An 18,651-nucleotide genomic window follows, 5' to 3' on the forward strand; every position below is an offset into this window, starting at 1 on the left:
CATCCCGGCCAGCGGCATGTGAATCGCCGCACTATACAGGCCTTACACATGAACGCACCCGATCACTCCGCCAGCGAGCAAACAACCGACTTGCATTAAACGGGGCATCCACACATGGCGTCTCGCTTGCAGCCTGCGCCGGCCCGCCGCGTTCCTGCCAAGCGGCAGTCCCGCGCGGGCTGGACAACCCGGCCATGTGCCGCGGCGATGTTGGGATAGGAGGCGGCTCTGCCGCCGATCGCGTCAGCGGGCGTGACCCGTATGGGACGAGACCGGCGGGGCAGGGCGCCAGGACCGGCTGGTGAATGGCCGGCTCGGACGAGACGGACAGGCTCCCGCCGCAGCCAGGCGCATCGCCGTGACGGGCTCGGGTCCGACCGGCACGGGCGGACTAGCACGCGGTGCCCGCTCGCGGGCAGACGCCCTCACTATTATTCAAGACACAAAGACAACAGACATGAAAATACAGGACACAAGACAAAAAAGGCCGCCCCGAAGGGCGGCCAGGTTAATCCTCACCACAAGGATAACTATTCGGCTGCGGCCAGGTGCTGCTGCTCCAGCATGGCGATCAGCGCGGCTTTTCTTAACCTCGTGGGCCTCGGCCTGTTCGGCGGCGATCTGACTGGCGAAGGGATGCCCGTGGCGTGCGACGAACTCGCCGGCTGCTGGCGTGAAAGCTTGGGCATAGATCTCGCCCGACAGCGAATTGCCGCAGATCATGCGCCCGGCGATCCCGCGCGCCGCGACCTGAACATAGAGAATATGATACGTGCTACGGGAAAGCTCGGTGCCTTCCATCCAGACATGGCATAGATCGACGCCCTGTCGATCGAGCGTGTCGGCTGCTGCCAGCATCATGCCGCCGGCGCCGGCGGCTGGCTCGCACAAGGTCAGGAAGCCCTTGGCGGCAACGGCTGCAGTTGCATCGCCAAGGTCCATTTCCGCCATCAGGCGGCTGACCTCGTAGGGCGTGAAAAACTGCCCAAGCCCGGCATCGAGCGCGCCGATCTCGGCCGCGACCTGGCCCATGAAATCGACGCCGCCGGCAGCGATTGTGGACAGGGCGAGGCCCATCATAGCGGGCATCTTGCGCACATCGTTCTTGTCGCGATAGCGGCCGACAGCCTGCATGTATTGGGCTTCCAGCGCCTCGCGCTGGTCCGCGTAAGGGGAAGCCTGCTTCGCCAGGGCGCAATAAGCCATTTCGCAGAAATCGGCGAAAACCTCTGTTTCGCGCTTCGAGCGGTCAATCTCGCCCAGGGCGCGCACAAAATCCTTCACGGCAGGGTGTGCCATGCTGACAATCCATCTTCTGAGGAAAGGGGTGCTGGCCCGTTGTCGGGCCAGCTCGTGACCTATGCGGGTGCCTCGGCCAGTGGCTTCAGGTCGGAGCGCCACGGCAAAGGGGGCCAGAGGCGACCGTTATAGCTGATCGTGGCAAGGTGCTGGCCTGCCTCGTCAAAGACTTCGCCAGATCCGAACCGCGACACGCCAAGACCGCTTTCGTCTCGCGCGGCGATATAGGCGCGCTGGCACGCTTCGGTGGTGGTCAGATGCCGCAGCGAGAGGACGCAGGCGGGGTCATCGTGCGCCACATCGCGGACCTCGATGCGGACGCGCAGGCGGGTGCGTTCGGTGAACGGATAATTGAGCATGGCGATGATCCATCGTTTCGGGGTGTTGCCGGGCGGTCGCAGGACCGCCCGGCGGCGCGGGGTTCACCAGCTGCTGGGCTTCTTCCCGTAGCTGGACCATGAGCGGATGGGGCAGGGGTCCTGATGCTCGCTCGTGAAATGCGGGTATTCCTCATGCACGCGCTTGAACGCTTCGATGAACACGCCCGCGTCACAGTCTTCCTCAAGGGCGATCTGGCCGCCGTCCCGGTCCTGATAGGAATAAGGCGAGATCATGGACTCAGAGATGCCATAGGATGCCAGCCGCGCCGGGGTGACGATCGCCCAACCGTGGCCGGGATCGGCGATCAGGTGGCAGGTCGAAACATCGACCTGCGCCATTTTCATCGGTGCGCCGCAGTCGTCGCAGGGGCCGGGGTTCACCTGCCGGTGATCTTCGCGGCCGCAGGTCTGACAGACAAAGGGCAGAAGGATTGCGGTTGCCATGTCAGTTTTCCTCCGGGGTCAGGCCAAGGGCGGCGATCACGCGCCGGCCGGCATAGATGGCGGCATTGGTCAGCTGGCGCTGCCAAGCGTCCTGCGAGGGCGCCCACCGAAAGCCGTTGCTTTTCAGGGCGTCCCGCGTGGCCGCGTCGGGCTTGCCGGGAAAGGCGATCTGCAGGCGGTTTTCATCGGTGTTCTCGGTGATGATGATGCCGCCGATCCACCGGGTTTCCCGACTCTCGCGGGTCGCGGCTTTTTCCAGAACCTCGATGCGCTGACGAATGCGGCGCATGTTGGCGCTGTTGTTGGTCAACTGGAACGGCGCGAAACCGATGCAGCCCATGTTGCGGGTTATCAGCTGGCGGGCCAGCGTCGGGGTAAAGATCGGCCGGACCTCGGCCAGCGCGGCGGCGTAGGCGTCAAAGTCCGGGCCTTCGGTTTCGCCTGTGACGCCCTTGCGGGCCCATTTCAGCACGATCTTGTTGGCGGCCTTCATGTCGCGCTGCGTCGTCTCGGCCTCGGCCAGCTGCTCTTTCAGCTTGTCGATGGCTTCGGGATCGTCAGCGGAAATGCCGCCCGTTCCGACTGCGGCGGCTTTGGCGCGCAGGTCGCCAGCGCGCTTGCTTTCGGCAACGCTGGCATCCATCGCACGGCTGGCGCGGTCGATGGCGCGGCGATGCCGCGCCTCCGAGTGATGACCCACAAGGATCGGCTGACCAAAGGGAATGCCGGTCGCGGCCTCGCTCATGTCGGCGCGTTTATAGGCGGCTTCGGCGCGGCCTTCGGCGCGATCCGCTGCGGCTTCAAGACGGACGCGACGGGCTTCCTGCTTGGCTTCATAGGAATTGGTCATGTCAGTTGTCCTCCGCCGTGAAAACGAGGGTTTCGCCCTCGATGGTGAACGGGACACGCTTGATCAGCAGTTGCTCCATCGCGGCTTCGGGAACGCCGGGATAGGTTGCGGTCATGACTTTCATGATCTGCGGTCGATCATCCTCGAAATGGCAACCGTTCGTGGCCCATGCGACGAGGCCGGGCGTGTGAATAAGGGTCGAGGATGCGAGGCGATAGGTCGTTGCCATGTCACACCTTCCTTTCGGCAAAGGCCAGATGTTCGCGGAAGGCGCACACGGCGTTAGTAAAATCGCCACTGCGTTCGCGGCTGATGGACAGATAGAAGAACCGCCCGCCGTGGCGCACAAAGGCGTCGGTCAGGGTGCCGGTGGCATATTCGGACATGCTGAAACCGTCAGCGGTGAAGTCCAGCGGCGGCAGGATGTTCAGGAAGGTTGCGTAGATTTCAGCCGTGGTCTCGAACCACTGGCCGGCACTGCGCTTGTCGGCGCTGTAACCGCGATTGATCAGCGCATAGGTCTGATCGTGATCGGCGATGCCGTCATGCAATCTCTCGAATTTCATGGGCTTGGCCCTCCATTGTGGTGATGACCCTGCGGCTATCCCTCTTTGAATGGGGCTGGCCGTCAGGGGAGGCCGCGAAGCGCGCCCTCTCCTGTCGGTCTGCCTCCCGGCGAGGGCAGGAGGGGGACCCGCGCAAGGTTGTCGGTAGGGGCGAAGGGGAGGGGGATCACCCGGCCTGCACGACGACGCGAGGCGGAGGAAGGCCGGGGAAACCCCTTCGCCCCGTCAAGCCGACGGCCTTGCGTGGGGGAACCGGCGGTTCCCTGACGGACGCACGGAACGTGCGGCCCAGGAAAGCGGGGGCGTTCGGCTCTGTCCGAATCCCCCCGCATGTCGCGGCCCGCCCTCGGCGGGCCTCCGAGGATCTTCTGGCCGCGCGGCTGCCTCGTGAGCGACCGGATGGAAAGGAGAAGGGGCGGCTTGCGCCGCCCCTCGGGGTCAGTCTTGCGGGTTGGCTGCACGCCAGGCGTCACGCTGTGCCTTGGTGGACAGAAGCTGGAAGTCCTGGGCGACCAGCAGGGTTGTGTAGACGGGTTCGCCGTCCTTCTCGTAGCTGTCCTCGCGGATCATGCCCTCGGCCTGGACCAGATCGCCTTCGCTGACATGATCCCGAATGAACTTCATCCGCTTGTCGTCGAAGACCGTGACGGTGTTCCAGTAGGTGCGGTCCTCGTAATCGCCATTCTGGTTGCGCTGCCGATAGTTGCTGCTGATGGAGATTTTCAGGGTGGTGCCGACTTCCTTGATCTTGCCGACATAGCCTTGGGTGAAATGTTTCGCGAAGGTTCTCATCTTATGCTCCTGCTTTGAGGGTTTCGATGGAAACGGATCGACAGGGCCAGCGATGCAAGCAAACCAAAAAACGGAAGGTTCACCTTGGTGAAAGCCGTTTTTTTGTTTGCAGTCCGCCAGGGAAGGGCAGGGCTGCGCGGCATGCCGCGCGCATCTGTCTGGCGGATGGTTGCGAAGAGCTGGCCCTGGTAGTCATCCGGAATCGAAGCCCGGCAGGGGCATGATGACCGCTCGCAGGCTTGAACATGGCATGGCATGATCAAGGAGGTTGGTGCCGCCCGACCGACAATCGAGCAGGCGACAGGGCCGCAAAGGCGATTACGAGGGCTGCGCCGGACACCGCCGTCGGATGGGAAGCCAGGTTCATTCGGGATCCTGACTGGACGCGTCCGGTTGGCCGAACCAATCCCGACAGCTATGAGAAGGACGGTGACAGCAGGGCACCAGCTGATCGGCCGGCAAGCTTCTGTCCGCGAAGGTCGCGCCAGACTGAGCTGCCCTCCTGCAAGACTGACCCCGAGGGGCATTGTGGGCTGCCCTTTGATCCGGTTGGGAGAGCGACGAGAGCCAAAGGCCCCGCGTCAGCGAGCGCGACCCGAGACCGGCGGGGCAGGGCGCCAGGACCGGCTGGTGAATGGCTGGCTCGGACGAGACGGACAGGCACCCGCCGCAGCCAGGCGCATCGCCCTGACGGGCTCGGGTCGCGCTCGCGCGACTAGCACGCGGTGGCGGCTGCCTCGCAGCCGGCAGACGCCCATATCCATGTCGCATCAGCTCCTGATTTGATCTGAACCAATCTGCGCCGCCGGAAGTGCTGGCATGTCATCATCCCCTCCCGACCAGAACCAGGCGGGATAGACCCCCTCCTTGGCGATCTCGACCAGCTCGGCCTCGGCTTCGGGGTCGATGGCTTCGGACGGGCAGTAGATCGCTGTTGGGGGCGAAGTATCGAGCAGCACGGCGTTGGCGATCGGCGCATCGACGCGCATGTTGTAGCGGAGGCTTTTGGTGAAGCGGCGCCCGCGCATGGCCTCGATAACGCGCAACTCCCGGTCATGGTCGAAGGGTATCCATTGAGCATTGACGGACATGACGGCGATCTGGCGGATTTCGGCATAGTTGCCGTTCATGTTGAAGGTGGCGATCACGATGGGATGGGCACCTTCGACGGCTTCCACGGCGCGGATCTTGTCGCCGGCGATCTTGTCGAACCGCTTGCACAGATCCTGATCCATGAAGAACGCCATGTCGGGCAGATGCTTGAAGCGAAACTTGCGGCCATATTTCGATGGCTCCATATCCCTCAGTTCGGCGACCAGGACGCCGAGGGGCATGGGCTTTCCTTTGACCGGCTGCAGGTGATGCAGCAACTGCCGGCGTTCGGCGGCCAGCTCGTCCTTTTTCTCGACGGAAAAGGACGGGGGCACGAACAGGACGGACGAGAGCGGGATGGATTTGGTGATCGCGCGTTCGGCGGCGGCCGTCAATTCTCGATGGACGATCCACCAGGATCGTCGCGCGAAGGCGGGCTGCCACAGGGTCAGGCCGGCGGCGTCCCAGAGGAAATGCAACAGCCCGAGAAGCCCCAGCTTGCTGGGGCTGGCCTCGGCTGTCTCGTTGGCGCCGACGCCGGCGCCGTTATCCGGCGGGGCACCGCGCGCACCCCGGACGGTCAGAGGAAAATCGAGCTTGATGGTCGTGTCGCCGGCTTCATTGGTGACGATGGCTTTGCCATCGACCTGACCGAGCCCGGACAACTCGGGCGGCAGGGCGAAGCTGTCGCATGAGGGGTCATGGGCATATCCGGTGCCGGGCATCCGCTTCAGATGGTAGTCGCCCTGGATCTTGGCGACATACATCTGCGGTTCGGCTCGCGAGCAGAGACAGATCGGCCGGCCCTTTTTTTCATGGGCATCCGCGAGGATCTGTTGCCAGTCCGGCGATTCAGCACTGAAGGTTTCCGGCCCGAGCCGATACCGGCCACCGCCGGTTTCGGAAATGATTGAACTCATCCTACTTACCCATGAGGAAGGCGCAGCGCCTAAACCGGCAGAGGCGCATTGGGCTGGCCGAATGTCCGTCTTGCAATGGTATATACCGTTATCTATATACCGTGTATACCACGGAGGGTAGACCAATGGCAATGCTGATCAAAGGCAATGAGATTGACGATCTGGTCGCTAAATACTGTGCCATGACGGGCGAGAAAAACAAGTCTGCGGCGGTGCGCAAGGCGCTGGCGGCACAGATCGAGGCGCTGGCCGGCAAGGAACGGCTGATTGACCGGGTGGCAAAGGTCCAGGAGGAAGCGGCCGCGTTGGGGTTCGTGTCCACTGGCAGCGACGTTGCGGGCGAGAAGGCGTTCATGGATGAGATGTGGGGCGAGAGCTGATGTTTCTGGACGCGAGCGTCCTCGCGGCTGTTCTGCTTCAGGAGTCGGACGGCCCCGCCTATCTGCAAGCGATGGAAACGGCGCGCGGCAAGCTGCGGTTCTCGCCGATTGTCCGCATGGAAACGGTCCTCGCGATCGTGCGCAAAGCGGTTGAGCAGCGCGGCAAGGGGCCTGCGACGGCAGAGGACTATGCCCACGCTTCGCGCCTGGTCGAGAGCCTGCTGACGGCGCTCGAGGCGACGGAGGTTCACGTCACTTCGGGGATCGGCAAGGAAGCGATCCGGGCGCTGTCGGTCTATGGCAAGCAGGTTGGCCACCCTGCGCAGCTGAACATGGGCGATGCGCTGTCCTATGCCTGCGCCAAAGCCTACCATGCGCCGCTGCTCTACAAGGGCCGGGATTTTTCCGAGACCGATCTGGCGTGACGCTGTGCCCGCGCAGCGGCGCCCGCGCGGCGCGAGCGCGGGTCTTGGCTGCGGGTGGCCGAAGGTCGCCGGCGGCCATGACAAAAGAAAGCGGCCGCCCCATGAGAGAGGCAGCCAGTTGTTTCATCACCACTGATGAACATTGAAACGAGGGATAGCATAAAGAGGCGGCAGGGCAAAGGCTGAACGGGCAAAAACGGTCGTATTCAAGCGGCGCGGCAGAGTGTCGGGGCGATGGCGGTGGCGAGGGCTTTCAGAGCGTCGCCCTGATCCTCGGGGGGCAAGCCTTCCAGCATTCTGACGGCCATGCGGACGCGGCATTTCGGGCCAAGCGGGAAGTCGGTCAGCCGACGACCGCAGGCCAGAAAATAGGCGCTGGCCTCGTCAAAGGTGGCGAGCGCCGCCCAATTCTCGGCTTCATCCTCGATCTGGTCGAACGCTGTCGCGGGCGTGCCGGCGCGGCATTCCTCCAGGATCGCGCCGATGACAAGTTCGGCGTCCTGGTCGGCGCTGCATCGGCAATATGCATGGAGGGCTTCTGTCGCAATGCAAGCGTTCACTCGAACAGCATTTTCACTGTCTGTGATGACGGCGAGGACACGCCAGAGACCCAGCGTGGGCGTTGGCCCTGCTAGACTGCGGCAAAAGCAGGGTGACGATCTTTCAGCCGCAATATGTGTTCAATTGCGTCAGATTTGCACGAGTTCACCCGTCGCAGCGACGTCAATTCCCGCTGCGTTGGCTTCGTCCGTATCGATGTGCACTTCCGTGAACGCATTGTCACCCACGCGCACGAGGGTCCGTCCGAAGGTAAGGCCACGATCGGGGTCGCCGACGCGAACGTCGACGTACTCGCCGTCTTCAATGCCCAGACGCTTTGCGTCGACGGGGTTGGTGTGGATGTGCCTGGCCGCGATGATAAGGCCATCCGTGGTGAAGCTTCCGGAAGGCCCCTCAATCGTGACCTGCGGGGTAGCCTCGAGCTTTCCGCTATCGCGAACGGGCACCTCGATCCCGAGCGCAAAGCTGTCGGTGCGCGACACTTCGATCTGCGTGCGTTGGCGCAGTGGTCCGAGGATCGCGACACGTTCGAGCCTGCCCTTGGGACCGACAAGCGTAACCCGTTCGTTTGCAGCCCAGTGGCCCGGCTGTCTCAAGGCGACCGCCTGGTTGAGGACATAGCCCTTGCCAAACAGGGCATCGACCGCATCACGAGAGAGGTGAACGTGCCTGGCCGAGACAGCGATGGGCAGGCGTAGCCCGCCATCGGACCTTCCACCCGCGAGTGCTGTCGCTGTCTCGCGGGCGATCATGCGTTGCTCAGCCGTCTCAGTTACCAAGACGCGGACACGCGAACCATAAGCCTGAATCTGCGGCGCCGCTTGTCCCGTCAAGCTCACGGCTATGTTACGGTCGTGGTCAAGCTGTAGGCCCATGACGGCCAGCCCGTCGCAGATGCGCCGGCGCATAGAGGGGGAATTTTCGCCTATGCCACCGGTGAAAACGATCGCGTCCAGGCCTCCCATGGCTGCCGCATATGCGCCGACATATTTTTTGGCGCGGTAGGCGTAGATCTCGATCGCGAGTTGGGCTTGGGGGTCTCCCTCTGCTGCCCGATCCTCGATGTCGCGCATATCGGACGAGCCGGCCAGCCCTTTCAGCCCGCTTTGGTCGTAGAGCGCATCCTCGATCTCCTGCACAGAAAGCCCCAGCTCGCGCGACAGGAAGCCGAACGCGCCGGGATCTACATCTCCAGAACGGGTTCCCATCACCAATCCCTCAAGCGGTGTCATGCCCATCGAACTGTCCATGCTGTGCCCACGATTAACGGCGCAGACGCTGGCCCCGTTTCCAAGATGGATGCTCACCAGTTGGAGATCGGAAAGTGGTCGCCCGATTTCGTCGGCGGCCCTTTCGGCGACGTATTTGTGAGAGGTTCCGTGGAACCCATAACGGCGAAGGCCAGCCTCTCGCCATCTGGCGGGCACCGCGTAGGTTGTCACAAAGGCGGGATTGCTGAGGTGGAAGGCTGTGTCGAAGACCGCCACTTGCGGTATGTCCGGCCACAAGCTGCGGCACAGTTCGACCGCCTTGAGATTGGCCGGGATGTGCAGCGGGGCCAGCGGGGTTAGCGCCTCGATCGCCTCGACCGTTTCGTCATTCACCAGTGTCGGCGAGGAAAATTTGGCACCACCATGGACGATCCTATGGCCGATGGCATCGATTGCGTTGACGCCGAACCGCTTTAGCGCGTCTGGAACACCTTTCAGCGCCTCGCCTGGATTATCAAAGCTGGCCGTGCCGCGCTCGTCGGTTTCTCTATGGCGGAAGCGATATTCGCATTTTCCGTCCCGAAAGCGCTCGTAAGAACCTCTGAACACTTCATGGGTCTCTGTCGCCACGCTGAAGACGCCGAATTTGAGGCTGGAGCTGCCGGCGTTGAAGACCAGTATCTGCATACAACGTTCCGGTGTCGTTGGTCGTTTCATGGAAATCTGATCCGTGTCCCAGCCAATGATAGCTCACCAACCTGATCTTGTTGTATAATGGACCAATCGCCTAAAGTAGGCGTGCCAATACCTGCCCGGCAAGGAAATCTGGGAGGAAGTGCATGGCAAAGGCAAGATCTTGTATGCCGCTCGGATAAGGACGTGGCGTAATCTGGAGTGCCGACGCAGTGAACGAGTCACAGCCGGGACAGGGCCCAGAGCGGTCGGCGCGACGTAATGCCTGAAGCTAGCGGGGCCGCCCGGACCTTATCACTCAACCAAATAGCCGTCTCCCGCCACGGCACGCGTCACAGCCATGGCAGCGACCTGCGGTGCAGCTCCATGGTGAGAGGTTACATCTAGACCAGGAGACGAAGTGAGCAGACTGTTTAATCTTGATCGCTCGATGATACTGACGGGCCTTACCGTTCTGGGAATGTTGTTGGCCACACTCGCGTTGTGGCCGCTTCAAGGCGCAGCCTCGGCTTCTTTTTCGCTCGCCGCTTTGTCACTGGTCTATCTTGCTGGAGGTCTCCCGGCCGCTTTGCGGGCGGCTGTCACCTTGTGGGAAGAGCGTATACTCGACATCGATCTTTTGATGGTGGTTGCTGCCGTCGCGGCTGCGGCGGTCGGTGCCCCCTTCGAGGGCGGAGTTCTGCTGACGCTGTTCAGTATCTCGACCACTTTGGAGGAACGAGCGCTCGGCCGCGCGCGCCGCGCCATCGAGGCATTGATGGACCTGCGTCCCGAGACAGCGTTAAGGCGTGGTGCGGATGGAACGGTGTCGGAAGTCCCTGCGGCTGATCTCAAAGTGGATGATGTCGTGGTGCTGCGGCCTGGCGCGCGCGTTCCAGCGGACGGTGTGATTGTCGGTGGCCGCGGTTCGCTTGATGAAGCAAACATTACCGGCGAGTCGATGCCCGTCGCAAAGCAACCCGGTGCACAGGTCTTTGAGGCGACGGTCAATCTCAACGGCGTACTTGAGGTAACCGTGACAAGGACCGTGGAGGAAAGCACGGTGGCACGCATGATCGCGCTCGTGACGGAGGCGCAGGCGGCCAAGGCACCATCCGAACGCTTCAGCGCGTGGTTCGGGCAGCGATACACGCTGGCGGTAATGGGTGGGGCCGTTCTTGCCTTTGCTGCTTTCTACTGGCTGGGACGCGACTGGGAAGACGCCCTCTACCGATCCGCAACCTTGCTGGTGGCCGCGAGCCCGTGCGCCATCGTTATCTCGGTGCCCGCGGCGATCTTATCTGCACTCTCGGCTGCCGCGCGCGGGGGTGTGCTATTCAAGGGCGGGGCGGCACTTGAGACACTGGCGGCAGCCGACATTTTTGCTTTCGACAAGACCGGAACGCTGACGACCGGAAAAGCGTCGGTAACCGGGGTTGTGGCGCTTGACGGTGATGAGCGGCTCTTCCTGTCGTTGCTGTCAGGACTTGAGGCGCATTCCGAACACCACAGCGCGGCGGCGATTCGGCAAGAGGCTGCCAGCCGGGGCATTGACCCGATCAGAGTAATGGACGTGATTACGCGGCCGAGTGCCGGTGTTGTGGGCGATGACGGTAAAGGGCAATTGTGGGCCGGCAATCCGCGTCTTGGCGCCCAGATGGGAGCATCGATAGACCATCCGATGCTGAAGGCGCTGGCTGAGGACACGCAGACGGTCATCTACATGGGGCGGGATTCGCGCGTGATGGGAGCCGTCACGATCGCCGATCAGGCTCGCAAGACCTCCGCGGCAGCTCTTGCCGCGCTGCGAGAAGGTGGGGTCAGCGAGATCGTCATGATGACGGGCGATCGCCGCCCGGTTGCCCTAGGCTCCAGACTCGTTCTTTTTCATAGCCAGAAGAGGACGGTCGCGGCGAGAGCGATGGCTGAGAAGAAGGTTTCCGGGCACCGGTCGTATCGGGTCGCGACGCGTCTCCAGTCCTTGAGCCTGCCGAACATGATCTCAATCCGGTTGCGGCGTTTGTATCGGCGCTTGTCGTATTTGACCGCCTTCTTGCGTGACTTCCGGCCGGGAATGCAGACCTTTATGCCCTTGTCTTTCAAGGCCTCTCGGAACCAGTCGGCATCATAGCCTCGATCCGCCAGCAGCCAATCCGCCTTCGGCAGGCTGCCCAGAAGTGCCGCCGCCCCGGTGTAATCGCTGACCTGTCCGGCCGAGATGAAGAACCCCACCGGACGGCCCTTCGCATCGGTTACGGCGTGCAGTTTGGTATTCATGCCGCCCTTGGTGCGACCGATCTGGCGGGCACGCCCCCCTTTTTCACCGCCAGGCTGGACGCCGTGCGGTGCGCCTTCAGATAGGTCGCATCCATCATGATCGTCTTGTGTTCGGTTCCCTCGGCGGACAGGCCCGTCAGGATCCGGGCGAAAACGCCGTTATCGCTCCAGCGTTTCCAGCGGTTGTAGAGGGTCTTTGCCGGGCCGTATTCCTTCGGCGCATCGCACCACCGCAACCCATTGCGATTGATGAAGATTATACCGCTCAGAACGCGCCGGTCATCAACACGAGGTTTACCGTGCGACTTCGGGAAGAACGGCTTCAGGCGCTCAATCTGCGCGTCGGTCAGCCAGTATAGATTGCTCATCACTCAGGTCTCCTTGCAGAACCTGAATCACGACAAAAGCCCGAAATCAATGGGTCTGGACCCTAGGATAAGGATCGCGCCATCAAACCGCGGAATCAAACACCGAGCAATGAAAGTGCCCACAAAACATCGGGTTATTCAGTCCTCGACGACCCTAGTTCGCTCCGGCGAATTTTCCTGCATTAAGCGTCAGCGCCCGCAGCGCGTTCAGAATGACGGCAATATCGATTGCCTCCTGTAGCAGCGCGCCTTGCACGGGGGTCAGATATCCAAGCGCCGCCGCGATCATGCCCATGACCGACAGGCCGATCCCGGCCACGACGCTTTCCAGCGCGATGCGGCGCGCGCCGCGTGCCACCATAAGGCCCGGCAGCAGCCGGTCCAGATGGTCGACCAGCAGGACGACATCCGCCGCCTCGGCGCTGGCGGCGGCGCCGCGCGCGCCCATCGCCACGCCGACATCGGCGGCCGCCAGCGCGGGCGCGTCATTCACGCCGTCGCCCACCATCATCACCGGTCCGTTCAAGCGTTCAGACAGCACCAGCAGCACCTTCTGATCGGGCGTCAGATCGGCATGGACCGCGTCCAGCGACAGGCCGCGGCTGACGGCCATCGCCACAGCGTGCCGGTCCCCCGTGGCCAGCACGATGCGTGCGATGCCCTGTTCGCGCAGGCCCGCTAGCAGGTCGCCGATGCCCGCCCGCAGGCTGTCGGACATGACCAGCCAGCCGGCCGGTTGCCCGTCCACCGCCACCGCGACCAGCACCGCGCCGGGTTCCTGCGCCGCCATGTCCCAAGCCGCAGATCCCGACCGCGCGGCCACGTAGCCCGTGCCGCCGACCACCACGGCGCGGCCATCAACGGTGCCGGTCACGCCCTCGCCCGGGGTTTCGACCACGTCGGTCGGGACGGGCAGCGTGGCCCCCTTGGCACGGGCGGCGGCCACCACGGCCTGGGCAACCGGATGCTGGGAAAACTGATCCAGCGCGGCCGCGAGATAAAGGACCCGGTCCTCGGGCATCTCGCCCGTCGCATGGACCGCAACGATCCTGGGCCGCCCATCGGTCAGGGTGCCGGTCTTGTCCACGATCAGCGTCCTGATGCGGGCCATCGCCTCCAGCGGTTTCGCGCCCTTGATCAGCACGCCAAAGCGCGCCGCGTGTGACAACCCCGCCACCAGCGCCACCGGCACCGCCAGGATCAGCGGGCAGGGGGTGGCGACGACCAGGACGGCCACCGCGCGGATCGGATCGCCGGTGAACCACCACGCGGCCGTCGCCAAAGCGACCGTCACCCCCAGAAACAACAGGGAATACCGGTCCGCCAGCCGCGCCATCGGCGCGCGCGAATTCTGCGCCGCGCGAACCAGCCGCACGATCCCGGCATAGGTGCTGTCGGCCGCGCGGCGGGTCGCACGCAGATCGAACGCCTCGCCCGCGTTGGTCGCGCCGCTCATGACATCGGCACCCTGAGACAGGCGGACGGGCAGGGATTCACCCGTCAACGCGGACTGGTCCAGCATGGCATTGCCTGATGCCAGGGTGCCGTCCACGGGCGCGACCTCGCCCTGCTTGATCAGCAGCAGGTCGCCCGGGGCGATGTCGTCCAGCGGCACTTGGGTCAACCGGCTGTTGCGGTACAATGTGGCGGTGCGGGCCACGCGCGACAGCAGCGCCGACATTTCGTGTTGGGCGCGGCCCTGGGCAAAGCTTTCCAGAAACGTCCCGCCCGAATACATCAGCGCGACCACTGCTGCCGCCAGCGTTTCGCCAAAGACCAGCGCCGCCGACATCGACAGCGCGGCCACGATATCCAGGCCGACCTCTTGTCGCGCAAGGCTGCGGATGATTTCGGCCACAAGGGCTGCCAGCACGGGAATGACGCCCACCGACCAGGCCATTGTCGCCAGATCGGCCCGCCCCGCCGCCCACAGGGCCAGGCCGGCCGTCAGGCCAAGCGCGGCAATGGCCAACAGGGCGGTTTTCAGACGATCCTGGGCCATAATCAGCATCTCTGCATCGCCGTGCCGAGGCCAACACGCATTCGGTCGGGTCGCCTGCAGGAATCACATGACATGACGGCACCTTTCTCGCTGGACTAAGACTGGTATCCCATGGGTGACCGGGAATGCCCGGATGGCCTACGACAGGGCCATCATGCGCAATGATGGATTAGATCAGACGGCGGTATAGCCGCCATCGACCAGGTGATAGCTGCCGGTGATGAAGGACGCCCGGCGCGACAGCAGGAAACAGACCAGCGCGGACACCTCTTCGGGGGTGCCGATGCGGCCGATGGGGTGCCGGGCCGCCAGCGCGGCCAGCACGTCGGGGGTCAGGTTCGCCGTCAGCAGCGGCGTGTCGATGAATGCAGGGCCCACCGCGTTGATCCGCACGCCCTGCGCGGCATATTCGATCGCCGCGGTCCGGGTCAGGCCCAACAATGCGTGCTTGGCGGCGACATAGGGGGCCGCATGCGCGAACCCGACCGCGCCCAGGATCGAGGACATGTTCACGATCGACCCGCCCCTGGTTTGTAGCATCGCCGCGATCTGCCAGCGCATCCCATGAAAGACGCCGTTCAGGTTGACGTCGATCACCCGCCGCCAGGCGTCCGACGGATACGCGCCCGTGGGCAGGTCTGGGCCGCCGATGCCGGCATTGTTGACAGCCATGTGCAGGCCGCCGCCGCGGGTCCGGGCAAAATCAACCAGCGCTTTCATCGCGTCCTCGTCGGCGACATCGGCGGCGCAGGGCCATGCCGTCCCGCCCGCGGTGGTGATCGTGTCGACGACCGTCCGGCATGCGTCGTCGTCAAGGTCGCTGACGACGACGGTTGCGCCCGATGCGCCCAGCTCCTGCGCGATGGCGCGGCCGATGCCGGACCCGGCACCCGTGACCAGTGCAGTCTTTCCCGTGAAATCGAACCGAACATCGGTCATGTCGCATCTCCTGTTGCAGAATGTGGGGTAGGTGTCGGTATGGCGCCTAGCGGCATGCGCCGGGATCCACACCGGCAGCGTCCAGCGTCCATGCGGTCATCTGGCCGATCAGATGACGCGTAGCGGCGTCAAAGGCCGGGATCAGGTCCGCGGTGCGGGTGCCGGCGGCTGGCACGTCCGCAGCAAAGCGGCCACGAGCGATGACCTTCGCCTCCATCTCATCGACCAGCTGCGCCCCGACTCCAAGGCGGATCAGCGTGCCGTCGGCGGACAGATCGACGTTGAAATCCTGAACTTCGCTGATCATCGCGACGTCGCCCGACAGGCCCAGGGGCGCGCGACCGACCTGATCAAAGCTGCCGGTCGCGCTCAGGCTTTCGACCAGCAGGCGTTGCAGCATGGCGGGCACCGTGTCCCCCCATTCGGCATCCGGCAGGTACTGCGTCTGCAGGGCCGAAGGGCGGATCATGATGCGGTTGCTGTCCAGCGTCCCGCGCGCCTTGGGCGGTTCGATCACCAATTCGCCAATGCGGGACCGCGGGCAGGACAGCGCTGCCGGGGCGCGCAGCTCGAACAGGTCGCGCTGTGGTTCGCCCTGCAGCGCGGACAGCGCGCCGCAGCCGGGCAGGGTGGCCGTGGCGGCGATCAAAAGGGCGGTCGGCAGGCGCATGGGGAACCTCATCTGCGGAATTCGGGGGTGCGGGGGCCGGACAGCAGCTGCGCCGGGTTGCGCCGCAGGGTCGAGACAAGCTGATCCATGTTCTGGACCAGCGTGCGCATGTCCTGCGACAGGCGGGTGATCTGGGGCAACGTGTCGCCCGCAAAGGACTGAACCGGTCCGCGCGCGCCGTCCAGCACGCCCCGCAGCGACGCGAATGCCGCCGCCGCGTTGTCGGATGCCGCGCGCAGGCTGGCGCCGATGCGGGGCAGGTCCTCCGGCAGGCCGGCCATGGCGGTGGTGACCGCGCCCAGTGTGGTGCGCAAGTCGGCGGCGACGGGCGTCAGGTCGCCCATCACGCGTTGAGCGGTGTCGAACGCGCCGGTCCCGGCGGCCAGCGCCGTGTCCAGCCGGTCCAGGCTGGACCGCCCCCGATCGGCCAGATCGCCCAGGCCCGCCGCGCCGCGCTGCAACTCCTGCGTCAGCGTAGCCAGGTCGCCCTGGACATAGCCGTCCACCCGGTCCAGCGTCGCTTGCGCCTGGACGGCGGCGTCGGCAAAGCGGTCCAGCGTGATCGCCGCGCTGCCGCCCAAGCCGTCCATCTGGTCCCCGAACGCCGCGATGCCCGTTGCCGCGACCGCGATTGCATCGGTCGCCGCCGCCACATCCGCCAGCGCCTGATCCAGATTGCCGCTGGAGCGTTCGACATTGTCTAGGATCGCGGCCACCCGCCCCTGGTTCTGCGGCCCCAGGATCTGGCTCAGCTGTTCGGCCACCAGGCTGAGGCGGGCGATGATCTGCGGCCCTTCGTCCGTCAGCGTCTGCAGGGCCGACCGGCTGGAGACGATGACCGGCACCTCGGACGTGTCCGCGACGCGCAGCAGCGGCGCGCGGGCCGACCCGGCCGTGACCGCGACCAGCGCCACGCCGGTGACGCCCTGCACCTCCAGCGCGGCCAGGCTGTCGCTGCGGATCGGGGTGTCCAGGATCACCTCGATGCGGACGCGCACCGGCAGGGGGTTCCCCGGCGCCAGCCGCATGTCCACGACCCGCCCGACCGGCAGGCCGGCAAAGCGGACCTCGGATGCGGGGCCAAGGCCCGACACCTCGGGGAAATAGACGTCGTAATAGGCGAACTGCCGGTCCAGCTGCAGCTGCGCGAACCACAGCACGAACCCCAAGATCCCCAGGAACCCCGCGATGGTGAAGGCGCCGATCAGCGCGTAATTGGCCTTGGTTTCCATGCGCCTAATCCTTGCCGGTGACGGCGCGCGCACGCGGTCCGTGGAAATATTCGTGGACCCAGGGGTCATCGACATCCAGCATCTGGGCCATCGTGCCGGTGGTCAGCACGCGGCGTTCGGCCAGAACCGCGACCCGGTCGCAGCAGGCATGCAGCGTGTCCAGATCATGGGTGACCAGAAACACCGACAGGTTCAGCGCGTTACGCAGCGTGACGATTAGCCGGTCAAAGGCGGACGCCCCGATCGGGTCCAGCCCGGCGGTGGGTTCGTCCAGAAACAGGATCTCTGGGTCCAGGGCCAGGGCGCGGGCTAGTCCGGCGCGCTTGCGCATGCCGCCCGACAGATCGGCGGGCATGTCGTCATTGGCCTTCCACGGCAGGCCCGCCATGCCGATCTTCAGTTCGGCCAGGCCGCGGCACTGCGCGTTAGTCAGGCCGGGAACGGCGCGCAGCGGAACCTCAACATTCTCGCGCACGGTCAGGGACGAAAACAGCGCGCCGTCCTGGAACATGACGCCCCACCGCTGTTCCAACGCGCGACGGTCGGGGCCGGACAGCGTGCCGATGCGGTTGCCCAGCACGTCGATGGTCCCGGCCCGGACCGCGTCCAGCCCCACGATGGCCCGCAGCAGGACGGATTTTCCCGTGCCCGACCCGCCGACCACGCCCAGGATCTCTCCCCGGTTTAGGTCTAGGTCCAGGCCGTCATGGACGACGTGGCTGCCGAATTGCGTGCGCAGGCCCCGCACCTGGACAACGGCCTCGTTCACAGCCCCACCCGAGCAAAGAAGATGGAGAATGCCGCATCCGCGATGATGACCGCAAAGATCGCGCTGACCACCGCGGACGAGGTCATCCGCCCCAGGGATTCCGCGTCCTTGCCGACCTGCATCCCCGCGTGACAGCCGATCACGCCGATGATCAGGGCAAAGACCGGCGCCTTGGTCAGCCCGACGATGACATGGGTCACGCTGATATCGGCCAGCCGGGCCAGGAACACGGCCGGGGATATGCCTAGCTCGACCCAGGACATCACCGCGCCGCCCAGCAGCCCCGCGACTGCAGAGATCAGCCCCAGGATCGGCAGCACCATGACCAGCGCCAGGATGCGGGGCAGGATCAGCACCATGTCGGGGTCCAGCCCCAGGGTGCGCATGGCATCGATCTCCTGGCGCATCTTCATCGACCCGATGGACGCCGTCAGGGCCGAGGCCGTGCGCCCCGCGACCACGATCGCGGTCAGCAGGATGCCCAGTTCCCGCAGGATGGAGATCGCGATCAGGTCCACGACAAAGACCTCGGCCCCGAACTGGCGCAGCTGGTCGGACCCCTGAAAGGCCAGCACCACCCCGATCAGAAAGGACATGACCGTGACGATGGGCACCGCGCGCAGGCCGGTTTCATGCGCGTGATGGACCAGCGCCGTCAGCGGAAACCGCGTCGGATGGCGCAAGGCGCGCGCCAGCGCGGCCAGGGTGCGGCCCAGATATTCGGCCAGCTGGACCAGGTACAGGCCCGCGCCCGTGACCCGCTGTCCCGTCGCCTGCAGCATGCGCCGCCAGGGGGGGAGGG

19 protein-coding genes and 1 pseudogene are annotated in these 18,651 nt (G+C 64.8%); 3 read left to right on the plus strand and 17 right to left on the minus strand.

Annotation, left to right across the window (positions count from 1 at the left end; translation table 11 throughout):
• Nucleotides 1-435 precede the first annotated feature (435 nt).
• From IT41_RS17735 to IT41_RS17770, 8 genes are all read right to left on the minus strand, one after another.
• Nucleotides 436-1,299 (minus strand): N-6 DNA methylase, encoded by an 864-nt coding sequence (locus IT41_RS17735; RefSeq protein ID WP_036743883.1) that lies wholly within the window; start codon nt 1,297-1,299, stop codon nt 436-438.
• 59 nt (nt 1,300-1,358) lie between these two features.
• Nucleotides 1,359-1,658, minus strand: coding sequence for a hypothetical protein (locus IT41_RS17740; protein ID WP_036743884.1), 300 nt, complete (start codon nt 1,656-1,658; stop codon nt 1,359-1,361).
• A gap of 63 nt (nt 1,659-1,721) precedes the next feature.
• Nucleotides 1,722-2,123 (minus strand): hypothetical protein, encoded by a 402-nt coding sequence (locus IT41_RS17745; protein ID WP_036743886.1) that lies wholly within the window; start codon nt 2,121-2,123, stop codon nt 1,722-1,724.
• Between the two features lies 1 nt (nt 2,124).
• Entirely contained in the window at nt 2,125-2,973 is an 849-nt protein-coding gene (locus IT41_RS17750; protein ID WP_036743888.1) for a DUF3560 domain-containing protein, read from the minus strand.
• 1 nt (nt 2,974) lies between these two features.
• Entirely contained in the window at nt 2,975-3,202 is a 228-nt protein-coding gene (locus IT41_RS17755) for a hypothetical protein (protein ID WP_036743889.1), read from the minus strand.
• A 1-nt stretch (nt 3,203) separates the two neighbouring features.
• Entirely contained in the window at nt 3,204-3,539 is a 336-nt protein-coding gene (locus tag IT41_RS17760; RefSeq protein ID WP_036743890.1) for a DUF1419 domain-containing protein, read from the minus strand.
• Between the two features lie 438 nt (nt 3,540-3,977).
• Nucleotides 3,978-4,331, minus strand: a complete 354-nt coding sequence (locus IT41_RS17765) for a single-stranded DNA-binding protein (protein WP_036743892.1) — start codon at nt 4,329-4,331, stop codon at nt 3,978-3,980.
• Between the two features lie 770 nt (nt 4,332-5,101).
• Entirely contained in the window at nt 5,102-6,343 is a 1,242-nt protein-coding gene (locus tag IT41_RS17770) for a DUF1173 family protein (RefSeq protein ID WP_036743894.1), read from the minus strand.
• Nucleotides 6,344-6,468: 125 nt separating this feature from the next.
• On the opposite strand from IT41_RS17770, the gene IT41_RS17775 reads away from it, so the two are divergent.
• Both IT41_RS17775 and IT41_RS17780 read left to right on the plus strand, forming a co-directional pair.
• A complete protein-coding gene (locus IT41_RS17775) occupies nt 6,469-6,723 on the plus strand; it encodes a type II toxin-antitoxin system VapB family antitoxin (RefSeq protein WP_074948145.1) in 255 nt (84 codons plus the stop codon).
• On the plus strand, nt 6,723-7,148 hold the full coding sequence (locus IT41_RS17780) for a type II toxin-antitoxin system VapC family toxin (RefSeq protein ID WP_036743898.1): 426 nt from the start codon (nt 6,723-6,725) through the stop codon (nt 7,146-7,148). The genes IT41_RS17775 and IT41_RS17780 overlap by 1 nt, the downstream gene beginning before the upstream one ends.
• Before the next feature lie 206 nt (nt 7,149-7,354).
• On the opposite strand, the gene IT41_RS17785 is transcribed toward IT41_RS17780, so the two are convergent.
• Together IT41_RS17785 and IT41_RS17790 are read right to left on the minus strand one after the other, a co-directional pair.
• On the minus strand, nt 7,355-7,708 hold the full coding sequence (locus tag IT41_RS17785; protein ID WP_036743900.1) for a hypothetical protein: 354 nt from the start codon (nt 7,706-7,708) through the stop codon (nt 7,355-7,357).
• Nucleotides 7,709-7,837: 129 nt separating this feature from the next.
• On the minus strand, nt 7,838-9,607 hold the full coding sequence (locus IT41_RS17790; RefSeq protein ID WP_036743902.1) for an acetate/propionate family kinase: 1,770 nt from the start codon (nt 9,605-9,607) through the stop codon (nt 7,838-7,840).
• Between the two features lie 436 nt (nt 9,608-10,043).
• Between IT41_RS17790 and IT41_RS17795 the strand changes: the two are divergent.
• A pseudogene (locus IT41_RS17795) lies at nt 10,044-11,456 on the plus strand (heavy metal translocating P-type ATPase); the annotation flags it as partial.
• Nucleotides 11,457-11,479: 23 nt separating this feature from the next.
• On the opposite strand, the gene IT41_RS20330 reads toward IT41_RS17795, so the two are convergent.
• From IT41_RS20330 to IT41_RS17830, 7 genes are all read right to left on the minus strand, one after another.
• Nucleotides 11,480-12,237 (minus strand): IS5 family transposase gene (locus IT41_RS20330; RefSeq protein ID WP_139221710.1). Its coding sequence is split into 2 segments (ribosomal slippage): nt 11,480-11,913 and nt 11,913-12,237, totalling 759 coding nucleotides; the frame shifts between segments, so codons are not numbered across the junction.
• A gap of 154 nt (nt 12,238-12,391) precedes the next feature.
• Nucleotides 12,392-14,248 carry a heavy metal translocating P-type ATPase gene (locus IT41_RS17805; protein WP_036743905.1) on the minus strand — a complete coding sequence of 619 codons (1,857 nt, stop codon included), beginning with the start codon at nt 14,246-14,248 and terminating at the stop codon, nt 12,392-12,394.
• Between the two features lie 165 nt (nt 14,249-14,413).
• Entirely contained in the window at nt 14,414-15,178 is a 765-nt protein-coding gene (locus IT41_RS17810; protein ID WP_036743907.1) for an SDR family NAD(P)-dependent oxidoreductase, read from the minus strand.
• A gap of 46 nt (nt 15,179-15,224) precedes the next feature.
• On the minus strand, nt 15,225-15,848 hold the full coding sequence (locus IT41_RS17815) for an ABC-type transport auxiliary lipoprotein family protein (protein WP_036743909.1): 624 nt from the start codon (nt 15,846-15,848) through the stop codon (nt 15,225-15,227).
• 8 nt (nt 15,849-15,856) lie between these two features.
• Nucleotides 15,857-17,080: an MlaD family protein gene (locus IT41_RS17820; protein ID WP_036743911.1), complete on the minus strand. Its 1,224-nt coding sequence runs from the start codon at nt 17,078-17,080 to the stop codon at nt 15,857-15,859.
• A gap of 4 nt (nt 17,081-17,084) precedes the next feature.
• Entirely contained in the window at nt 17,085-17,849 is a 765-nt protein-coding gene (locus IT41_RS17825; protein ID WP_036743912.1) for an ABC transporter ATP-binding protein, read from the minus strand.
• The coding region (locus tag IT41_RS17830; protein WP_036743914.1) for an MlaE family ABC transporter permease at nt 17,846-18,651 on the minus strand (806 nt) is incomplete at its 5' end. The genes IT41_RS17825 and IT41_RS17830, both read right to left, overlap by 4 nt.

The sequence above is a fragment of the Paracoccus halophilus genome (genome assembly GCF_000763905.1).
Classification (GTDB): domain Bacteria; phylum Pseudomonadota; class Alphaproteobacteria; order Rhodobacterales; family Rhodobacteraceae; genus Paracoccus; species Paracoccus halophilus.

Excerpts from the sequence above, each read along its gene's own strand:
- IT41_RS17805 (WP_036743905.1), bottom strand. The coding sequence starts at position 14,248 with ATGCTGATTATGGCCCAGGATCGTCTGAAAACCGCCCTGTTGGCCATT.
- IT41_RS17815 (WP_036743909.1), bottom strand. The coding sequence starts at position 15,848 with ATGCGCCTGCCGACCGCCCTTTTGATCGCCGCCACGGCCACCCTGCCC.
- IT41_RS17810 (WP_036743907.1), bottom strand. The coding sequence starts at position 15,178 with ATGACCGATGTTCGGTTCGATTTCACGGGAAAGACTGCACTGGTCACG.
- IT41_RS17745 (WP_036743886.1), bottom strand. The coding sequence starts at position 2,123 with ATGGCAACCGCAATCCTTCTGCCCTTTGTCTGTCAGACCTGCGGCCGC.
- IT41_RS17740 (WP_036743884.1), bottom strand. The coding sequence starts at position 1,658 with ATGCTCAATTATCCGTTCACCGAACGCACCCGCCTGCGCGTCCGCATC.
- IT41_RS17760 (WP_036743890.1), bottom strand. The coding sequence starts at position 3,539 with ATGAAATTCGAGAGATTGCATGACGGCATCGCCGATCACGATCAGACC.
- IT41_RS17780 (WP_036743898.1), top strand. The coding sequence starts at position 6,723 with ATGTTTCTGGACGCGAGCGTCCTCGCGGCTGTTCTGCTTCAGGAGTCG.
- IT41_RS17820 (WP_036743911.1), bottom strand. The coding sequence starts at position 17,080 with ATGGAAACCAAGGCCAATTACGCGCTGATCGGCGCCTTCACCATCGCG.
- IT41_RS17770 (WP_036743894.1), bottom strand. The coding sequence starts at position 6,343 with ATGAGTTCAATCATTTCCGAAACCGGCGGTGGCCGGTATCGGCTCGGG.
- IT41_RS17775 (WP_074948145.1), top strand. The coding sequence starts at position 6,469 with ATGGCAATGCTGATCAAAGGCAATGAGATTGACGATCTGGTCGCTAAA.
- IT41_RS17735 (WP_036743883.1), bottom strand. The coding sequence starts at position 1,299 with ATGGCACACCCTGCCGTGAAGGATTTTGTGCGCGCCCTGGGCGAGATT.
- IT41_RS17765 (WP_036743892.1), bottom strand. The coding sequence starts at position 4,331 with ATGAGAACCTTCGCGAAACATTTCACCCAAGGCTATGTCGGCAAGATC.
- IT41_RS17750 (WP_036743888.1), bottom strand. The coding sequence starts at position 2,973 with ATGACCAATTCCTATGAAGCCAAGCAGGAAGCCCGTCGCGTCCGTCTT.
- IT41_RS17755 (WP_036743889.1), bottom strand. The coding sequence starts at position 3,202 with ATGGCAACGACCTATCGCCTCGCATCCTCGACCCTTATTCACACGCCC.
- IT41_RS17790 (WP_036743902.1), bottom strand. The coding sequence starts at position 9,607 with ATGCAGATACTGGTCTTCAACGCCGGCAGCTCCAGCCTCAAATTCGGC.